Consider the following 6,024-nt stretch of genomic DNA (forward strand, 5'->3'; position numbering starts at 1 on the left):
ACTAATGGCGGTTTGCTTAATGACTCTTACAATTACCGAACTTTTCATACTGCCATTTTGGAGAGGTTCCCAGCCCTTGGATTCAAATTTGGTTTTGATTGGGCAGAAGCCCTTTATTGTGCCATTATCAATGAACATGGCGACTATGATTATAATTTGAACTTATCAGAAAAAACTATTCAAACAGGAAGGGAACAAGCGAAGTTGATGGGCATAAGACTGCGTACCTTGCTTTCCCCCAATGTATATTGATTCTATCATAAACGTTTGATTAGTTAAAAAGAAACGCTATCCTGTTAAAAGCACCTCGGCAGAAATCGACACGATTTTTACCGAGGTGCTTTCTTTGTGTTCTATAATAATTTCGCAGCATAATCATCTAAACAACATATTATGCAAGGAAATTTTATCATGTTACAGAAGGATGACCTCAAGCAGGTTGTTTCCGAATTAGTGGAAGAGTTGGTAGGAAAGAAATCTCAGCACGATTTAACATCAGAAGAGAGTGACGAATACTATACGCGCGACCAAGTATGTGAACGGCTTCATATCACCTACACCACTTTGTGGCGTATGCAGAAAGAGGGTACAATCATCGTTCACAAGTTAGGTGGACGTAATCTTTACTCAAAAAGAGAGATTGCTTCACTTATGAAATCGAAAGTACAGGGTTCTGGCTGTAGTGAATTGAATGTATAATTCCAAGAGGAACAATATGGAAGAATTATATATTCGGGTAGGTACTACAATATATAAGGTAGTGCAGCAGCCTTTGGTCGATGGTACAACTATCACCCGCCGGATTCAATGGAGCTTTGGCACTATCCGGCAGGACTATGGAAAAAACAATATTCATTCCATCACAAAGTATAATGGCTTTTGTACAGTACCGAGTCATATTAACTATCAAAAAGAAGTTGCAGGCTTCTACAATCTTTACGAGCCGATAACCCATATCCCTGTGGAGGGCGATTTCAAGCATATCCGCTCGTTGGTGGAACATATCTTCGGTGAACAATATGAGTTGGGAATGGATTACCTCCAACTATTATACTTGAAACCAACGCAGAAGCTGCCGATACTCCTGTTGGTTTCGGAAGAACGGAATACGGGAAAGAGTACATTCTTGAATTTTCTGAAAGCATTGTTTCAGGAGAATGTCACGTTCAATACCAACGAGGATTTTCGCAGCCAGTTTAATGCGGATTGGGCGGGTAAACTGATGATTGTCGTGGATGAGGTGCTGCTCAACCGCCGTGAGGATAGCGAACGGTTGAAGAACCTTAGCACAGCCCATTCCTATAAAATGGAATCCAAAGGAAAAGACCGTTATGAAGTGCAGTTCTTCGCTAAGTTCGTGCTGTGTTCCAATAACGAGAATTTTCCCGTTTACATTGAGCCGGAGGAAACACGTTATTGGGTAAGGAAGGTTAGCCGATTGGAGAAGGACGATACTTCGTTTCTACAGAAATTGAAAGACGAAATCCCAGCATTTCTGCACTATCTGTTGCATCGTGACTTGACAACCAAAGAAGAAAGCCGAATGTGGTTTTCGCCGTCACTCATACGCACGGAAGCATTGGAGAAAATCATCCGCTGCAACCGGAGCCGCATAGAACTTGACATGGCTGAACTGCTGTTCGACATCATGGACTGCATGCAGGTGAATGTGGTGGATTTCTGCATCAACGACCTATTGGCGTTGTTCAACTATTCTATGGTAAGAGTGGAACGCCACCAGGTGAGGAATGTCCTGCAACAGTGTTGGAAACTGGAGCCTGCTCCCAATGCGCTGTCTTATTCCACTTACCAAATATCCGTGTTGCCGGGACAGAAGTATTCAGCATCACCCAAGAAAGTCGGTCGCTTTTACACCGTCACCCGAGAAATTCTGAAAGACTATCGTTGAGTTTGTTGAATTTGATGAAATATAGGGAGAAACGTATGAGCAAGGCTTATATGATTCAACAATAGTCTCAACAGTTTTCAACAGAATTGCTGGCCAAAAAAGAAAAGTAGAATCCTAAACCGTTGGATGCGATTTTTATTTTCCCTTTTGTCGGTACTCTCTCAACAAAGTCAACAAAATCAACGAGAAATAAACAATCACAAGACTTCTAAAATAACAGTCACATGAAGAAAGAAGATTTGATACCAATTATCGCACAGCGCAATCCGCTCTTGGCGGATGCGGTCGGCAAAATGGTCGGCTACATTCAAGACAGGTGGGCAGCACCGTACCCTTCAAAGGAACAGACGGATGCGGTCAACGCCTACCTCCGCTCCGTCCATGCGGACGGTGACGGCACGATGAGCGAGAACAACATCGCCCACCGCAGGATTGCCACGCAGAAGATAACCATCAGTGCCATCCGGGTGCTTGACCACGACCAGCTTGACCGTTTGCAGGATGTGCTGAACCGCATCGCAGCGGACAGGGAATACCACATGCCGGAACAAAGGTATGGCATGGGCAGGTAGTTGACCAGTGTAACACCTGTAAATATCATAAACTATGTGCAAGAACGAACAGACCATACATTACTGCACCATCCTTTCCGCCGGGCAGTGGGATTTCCTTTTAGACGGCAAAGCCGCCATCGACAGACAGAAGTGCCTGCACAGGCTGATGACCGCAGCCGTGCGGACAAAGACCGTCCTCCGTATCAAGGGAGTTGAGATTGAGTTGGAGGTGGGACAGGCAGCAGCTTCCGATGTGGAACTGGCAGAGTACATGGGCTGCAACCGCAAGACCATCGGGAAGCTCATTGACAGCTTCAACAGGCTCGGTATGCTGACCACCCGAACCAACAACCGCACTTCCGTACACACCCTGCATTTCCTGACGGGGTGGTATGTGGATGGTGTCCTGCTGACCAACCCCCATTATGTCAAGCCTGCGGCAGTTTCCACAGGACAGGCAGACAGAGTGCGGACACCATACTCTAATGATATGCCATCGGAGAACAAGCCGTGTTCCGTGCCGGACGGTTGCCAATGTCCAGCACAAGATACGGACAGCATGGCAGGCGGAGCAGCCGCCCTTTCTTCCCTTTGTTCGCCTGTGGTTTCCGACAGGTCGGATAACAGAGTGGATGCGGAAGACGAAACAGACAATACCCATGCCGGAGACAACGGCAACGACAGCATGGCAATAAGCCCGTAGAAAGCACGAAAGAAGCGCAGGACGGCACGGTTGGTGGCGTGGATGACCGACCATAGCCGGGAGGGGCTGACGAGCGCACAGCGCAGGATTTCAGCGATACTCCGTTGGCGTGGCGTGACTGACTGGGCTTGCCCAGATATAGCCCACTATAACTTCTCCGCTGCGTTCCGAAGTTGTGGGCTCTCTCGAGGGGCTTATGGCTCTGCCCTAAGAACCCGGCAAGGACTTTCAGCCCTGTGCAACCCGACCAAAGAGTGACCTCCTCTTTGGAAACTCCGCTTAGTGGCTTCCACCCCTAAGAACCCGGAGCAGGAAGTGACCCTCTCCCTGCACCCTCCGATTAAGGCTCTGCTCTAATAACCCGAAGTGAAACCCAAAATACAGACAAGTCTATGGCACAGAAAACATCCATCAACATCAAGCCGTGCAACATCGGCAGCAGCGAAGCGCACAATGGGCGGACAGCGGAATATCTCGCCAATATCCGCAATGAGAAATTTTACATCCGTACCGACCTCATGGCAGGAAACGAGACGTGGGTATCACCTGATTTCGGTGAAGCCACGCTCACCGACCGCTACAATCAGATAGCCGCAATGGTCAAGGAAAAGACAGGTCGGGCGATGCAGACCAAAGACCGGGAACGGGTAAACAAGAAGACAGGAAAGGTGACCATCGTCCGTGGCAGCACTCCGCTCAAGGAGGGCGTGGTCGTCATCAAGGACGACACCACGATGAAGCAGTTGCGGCAGTTCTGCAAGGTGTGCAGGGAGCGTTGGGGTATCACAGCCCTGCAGGTTTTCATCCACCGTGACGAGGGGCATTACGGAGTACCCGGCGACAATGCCACATGGAAGCCCAACTTACACGCACATATCGTATGGGATTGGATGAACCACGAAACGGGAAAATCCTGCAAGCTGGACGAGAAAGCCATGAGCGAAATGCAGACCGTTTTGGCTGAGTGTCTGGAAATGGAAAGGGGCACATCAAAGGAGGTGACGGGCAAGGAGCATCTGGAGCGCACGGACTTCATCATCGCCAAGCAGAAGCAGGAAGCGGAACAGGCGAAAGCCGCAAGGCAAGCCGCCATCGCTGCCAAGGAGGAAGCCGAAGCGGAACTTTTATTCGTAGAGGGCGAGAACAAGGCGAAAGAACAGTACCGCCTTTCCCTCGACAGTGAGATTGCCGAAAGGGAGCAGCAACTCAAAGACGAGCGCAAGGCGAAAGTGGACAGCATACTGGATAGCTTCGGCAGCCTTGTCGGGGTCGGCAAGTCCGCAGCGGTCGAAAAGGAAAACGCCAAGCTGAAAGCCGAGAACGAGCGCATGAAAAAAGCCTTTGCCGAAGCCGTAAAGGAGAAGGCGGAGGAACGGACAAAGGCATTGGTCGCAGAAAAACAGAAAGCCGAAGCGGAACGTGACAGGGCTTTGGTGCAGAGCCGTTCACTTGCCATTGAAAGGGATAAGGCGGTACGGCAGCTTCAGGAGCAAAAGAACGGCGAGCGGCAGCGCATCAGCCAATCGGTGGGCCAAGCCACGGCGGAGAAAGACATGACCATCCGCTTGTTGCAGAGTACGCTGAAAGCGAGCAGGCATATTCTGAACATGCTTGCCGATATTCTTTACAAGGCAAACGAGGTCTTTAAGCGAGCCATTGATGCGATTGTTCATTTCGGTATGGAGCAGTACCAATCTTTCTTTGCCCCGTCCGAAGCCGCCGACATCAAGAGCGTGATGCAGGAGTACGGGGAAACGATTGAACAGCAAAATGCGGTCGGAGCATGGCTCTGTGATTATGCGGAGAGCCGCCAGCCATTTGACGAAATAAAACATCGCCATACACTCAAAGAGATTGGCGATGTCGCAGAGGGGGCGTATGATTGGAAAATCAATTCAATACAGAAAAATGGAGTTGTATTGCGATAACTAATCCATAATTTCAACTATAGGAACAGTTTTTTCCATTTCACTGCGCATCATATATTTGTATGCGCCAATTTGCATTACACGCTTACCTGTTGGCACATTTATTTTTGGTCGTCATAATAGGAAATTCCCTTATTAGCAAGGAATAAAACGACCATTCCAATGTTAGAAATATCCTCTACCGTTGCCAAGGCACTTCCATCAGGAAGTACTTGCATAACCTCAAACGATTTTACATTGAATCTGTGGAAAAACCTCCGAAATTCGGCAGATTAACGCAATATAATCTGTGAATTAAGTAGTTAGGGGAAAATCACGGAAGTTGGGAAGAGAGCTGAAAACCGTTTCTAAGCGGATTGAAGCAGAAGAACGGTTTCCAGAAGAACAGAAGGCCAAGTTGTCACTCTACAATTTTATAACCTGAGTGTTTGAGAATATTCAGTCCCTTTTGATAATTCTCCTTTTTTATCAAAACATAGTCCGTGTTATAAGTTGAAATCGCAAAAATCGAAATGCTGTTTTGGGCCAAAATCTCTGCAATTTTAGATAGGATGCCAATCAAAGAAAAATCTAAAATCCCTTGAATACGAAAACCTTTCCACCCATCATCACGTTGAGTGACATTGGCCGGAACATCGCCGGTAATGCATACCAAGGATTTTTCTTCATCTGTTTTCCCGATGAAACAGTATTCCGCATTTAAGTTTACAAGCGAATAATCCGCTACTTTGCACACTGAAAAATCGTGATTAATCTTTTTTATTTCCATCATGTTGTCCTCTACAAATTTATAAATACGTAGGTTGCTTCTCTTTCAAGGTTTTGCATCCATTCCTTCCAGCTGGAATAAAAGATAAACGTCACTTTATTTGTGCCCTAATCCTGCTCAGACTTGCCTGCGTGATGCCTAAATAGGTGGCGATACTTCCC

At 47.4% G+C, this 6,024-nt stretch carries 5 protein-coding genes and 2 pseudogenes; 6 read left to right on the forward strand and 1 reads right to left on the reverse strand.

The window, feature by feature from the left end; all coding sequences use genetic code 11:
• The 6 genes and pseudogenes from M3090_RS14575 to M3090_RS14600 all read left to right on the forward strand — a co-directional run.
• Positions 1-252: pseudogene (locus M3090_RS14575) on the forward strand (hypothetical protein); the annotation flags it as partial.
• Positions 253-393: 141 nt separating this feature from the next.
• Positions 394-699, forward strand: a complete 306-nt coding sequence (locus tag M3090_RS14580; RefSeq protein ID WP_249057547.1) for a helix-turn-helix transcriptional regulator — start codon at positions 394-396, stop codon at positions 697-699.
• A 16-nt stretch (positions 700-715) separates the two neighbouring features.
• A complete protein-coding gene (locus M3090_RS14585) occupies positions 716-1,909 on the forward strand; it encodes a primase-helicase family protein (RefSeq protein ID WP_410553272.1) in 1,194 nt (397 codons plus the stop codon).
• 224 nt (positions 1,910-2,133) lie between these two features.
• Positions 2,134-2,481, forward strand: coding sequence for a hypothetical protein (locus M3090_RS14590; RefSeq protein ID WP_249057551.1), 348 nt, complete (start codon positions 2,134-2,136; stop codon positions 2,479-2,481).
• A 34-nt stretch (positions 2,482-2,515) separates the two neighbouring features.
• A pseudogene (locus M3090_RS14595) lies at positions 2,516-3,222 on the forward strand (hypothetical protein).
• Between the two features lie 336 nt (positions 3,223-3,558).
• Entirely contained in the window at positions 3,559-5,094 is a 1,536-nt protein-coding gene (locus tag M3090_RS14600; RefSeq protein ID WP_249057556.1) for a mobilization protein, read from the forward strand.
• 400 nt (positions 5,095-5,494) lie between these two features.
• On the opposite strand, the gene M3090_RS14605 is transcribed toward M3090_RS14600, so the two are convergent.
• Positions 5,495-5,866: an ACT domain-containing protein gene (locus tag M3090_RS14605; protein ID WP_249057558.1), complete on the reverse strand. Its 372-nt coding sequence runs from the start codon at positions 5,864-5,866 to the stop codon at positions 5,495-5,497.
• Positions 5,867-6,024 lie beyond the last annotated feature (158 nt).

This window comes from Bacteroides sp. ET71 (assembly GCF_023336905.1).
GTDB lineage: Bacteria > Bacteroidota > Bacteroidia > Bacteroidales > Bacteroidaceae > Bacteroides.